At 42.2% G+C, this 3192-nt stretch carries 1 protein-coding gene and 1 pseudogene; both read left to right on the top strand.

Translation table 11 applies throughout. The features are described 5' to 3' along the window. The first annotated feature begins 102 nt into the window (after positions 1-102). Positions 103-957 carry a restriction endonuclease subunit S gene (locus tag JMW39_RS13140; protein ID WP_265088462.1) on the top strand — a complete coding sequence of 285 codons (855 nt, stop codon included), beginning with the start codon at positions 103-105 and terminating at the stop codon, positions 955-957. Continuing rightward, a pseudogene (locus JMW39_RS13135) lies at positions 950-3073 on the top strand (type I restriction endonuclease subunit R); the annotation flags it as partial. The gene JMW39_RS13140 and the pseudogene JMW39_RS13135, both read left to right, overlap by 8 nt. Positions 3074-3192: the final 119 nt, after the last annotated feature.

The raw sequence follows: 3192 nt of genomic DNA, 5'->3' as shown, positions 1-3192 counted from the left end.
GCAGGCACTTAGTTCAGTCGATTGAAGACAGTTTAAATAATCGACCTAGAAAGGTGCTAGGGTTTAGAACACCGCTTGAGGTAAAATCTAGCTTCGGGTGCGTTGCACTTCGATGTTGAATCCAAGAAGTATATTTACTATTACCTAAATTCATTACCGAGTCAGGATATAGCGGGTGACCATAAACGTCAGTGGATTAGTACTTTTTCTAAAATAAGTATTGCTATACCGCCCGTCAACGTTCAAGCCGAAATCGTCCGAATTTTAGACACATTTACCGAACTTACAGCAGAACTTACAGCAGAACTTACAGCAGAACTTACAGCAGAACTTACAGCACGTCAGCAGCAGTATGAATATTATCGTGATGAGTTACTGACGTTTGAAGAGGGGGAGGTTGAGTGGATGTCATTGGGAGATATTGCAGAGAACCTTGATTCGAAGCGCAAGCCTATAACTAGTAGCCTAAGAGAACCAGGCGATATTCCGTATTATGGGGCATCGGGCATTGTAGACTATGTTAAAGATTATATTTTTGATGGTGATTACTTGCTAGTATCTGAAGATGGGGCAAATTTAATAGCAAGAAATACGCCGATAGCCTTCAGTATTAGCGGCAAGAATTGGGTCAATAATCATGCACACGTACTTAAGTTTGAAACATATGCAGAAAGGAAGTACGTTGAATATTATTTAAATAGCATTGATTTAACTCCATATATCTCAGGCGCAGCGCAGCCAAAATTGAATCAAAAGAATTTAAATAGTATCAAGATACCTAACCCTTCCCTGGAAGAAAAAAAGCGTATCGTTTCTATTCTCGATAAATTCGACGCCTTAACCACATCTCTGACCGAAGGCCTCCCGCGTGAAATAGAGCTGCGCCAACAGCAATATGAGTATTACCGTGACCTGCTGTTAAGCTTCCCTAAGCCTGAGGTAGTAGCTCATGACTGACCAAACAAAAACCATTGCTGAATCGAATAATTTCATCGTTTTAAATAAATATACCAAGTGCGATCAGCCTGATGGGGGGTATCAGACTGAAGACGATCTAGAGCGTGAACTACTCAAAGACTTACAAAACCAGGGATATGAGTTTGTCCCTGGTTTAAACTCGCCTGAAACGATGCTCGCTAACGTACGTGTACAGCTGCAGACCTTAAATGAGGTGCAGTTTACAGATGCGGAGTGGCAGCGCTTTGTGATGGAGTATCTTGATAATCCGAGCGATAACATCACTGACAAAGCTCGAAAGATTCATGATGACCACATCTATGATTTTACCTTTGATGATGGACACCTGCAGAACATTGCCCTGCTGGACAAAAAAAACATCCCACGTAACAAAGTACAGGTCATTAAACAGTTTGCTCAAAAAGGCACACAAGCCAATCGCTACGATGTGACTATTTTGGTCAATGGCTTGCCACTTGTGCAAATTGAGCTTAAAAAACGTGGTATTGCCATTCGCGAAGCATTTAACCAAGTACATCGTTATAGCAAAGAGAGTTTTAACTCCGATAACTCCTTATATAAATACCTACAGCTGTTTGTGATCTCAAACGGCACTGATACCCGCTACTTTGCCAATACCACCAAGCGCAATAAAAACAGCTTTGATTTCACCATGAACTGGGCGCGATCAGATAACACCCTAATCAAAGATCTAAAAGATTTTACCGCGACCTTCTTCCAAAAAAATACCCTATTAAACGTGCTGATGCATTACACCGTCTTTGATGTGAGTAATACCTCATTGGTGATGCGTCCGTATCAGATTGCTGCTACTGAGCGCATCCTATGGAAGATAAACAGTGCTTATCAAGCCAAGAAGTGGAGCACTCTTGAGAGTGGCGGCTATATTTGGCATACCACAGGCTCAGGTAAGACTCTAACCAGTTTTAAAGCTGCCCGCCTAGCAACGTCGCTGCCTTTTATTGATAAGGTGTTTTTTGTGGTGGATCGTAAGGATCTTGATTATCAAACCATGAAAGAGTACCAGCGCTTCTCCCCTGATAGCGTTAATGGTTCCGACAGTACCGCAGGACTCAAGCGCAACCTTGAAAAAGACGATAATAAAATTGTTGTCACTACCATTCAAAAGCTAAACAACCTAATCAAAGGTGAGGCTGACTTACCCATTTATCATAAACAAGTGGTGTTTATCTTTGATGAGGCACACCGTAGCCAGTTTGGTGAAGCACAAAAGAACTTAAAGAAGAAATTTAAAAAGTACTACCAGTTTGGTTTTACCGGCACCCCTATCTTTCCAGAGAATGCCTTGGGTGCAGAGACAACTGCCAGTGTGTTTGGCCATGAGCTGCATTCATACGTCATCACTGATGCCATTCGTGATGAGAAGGTCTTGAAGTTTAAGGTGGACTACAATGACGTTCGCCCACAGTTTCAAGCCATTGAGAGCGAGCAAGATGAGAAGAAACTCACAGCTGCTGAAAACAAACAGCTGCTATTGCACCCTGATCGTATTGAAGAGATATCAAAGTACGTTTTAAAAAGCTTTAAGCAAAAAACCCATCGCTTAAAAGGAAGTGGTAAAGGCTTTAATGCCATGTTTGCTGTTAGTAGTGTGGACGCGGCAAAGGCTTACTATGAAGCCTTGAGTCAGCTACAAAAAGACAGCGAGAGGCCCTTAAAGATTGCCACTATCTTTTCTTATGCTGCCAATGAAGAACAAGATGCAATCGGTGACATTGCTGACGAAGGCTTTGAGCCTACCGCAATGAATAGCAGTGCCAAAGAGTTTTTAAGCCATGCTATTAATGATTACAACGAGATGTTTAAGACCAATTACGGCGTAGACAGTAAGTCTTTTCAAAACTACTACCGTGATCTTGCAGGACGCGTTATTAAACAGGATGTGGATTTACTGATTGTTGTCGGTATGTTCCTCACAGGTTTTGATGCGCCAACCTTAAACACGCTCTATGTTGATAAAAACCTTCGCTATCACGGACTGATGCAAGCGTTCTCACGTACCAATCGCATTTATGATGCCACTAAGACGTTTGGTAATATCGTGACGTTTCGTGACTTAGAGCAAGCCCCCCTATGGCAGGATAGTTGTCACCCCTAAATAATAATTCCAAAGGGGACAATGAGGACACATCATGCCACGATATAGCGAAGAACGTAAACAGGCTATACTCAGCAAACTGCTACCCCCGCTGA

This window comes from Psychrobacter immobilis (genome assembly GCF_904846175.1).
Classification (GTDB): domain Bacteria; phylum Pseudomonadota; class Gammaproteobacteria; order Pseudomonadales; family Moraxellaceae; genus Psychrobacter; species Psychrobacter immobilis_E.
This window is presented reverse-complemented; position numbering and strand designations above follow the sequence as displayed.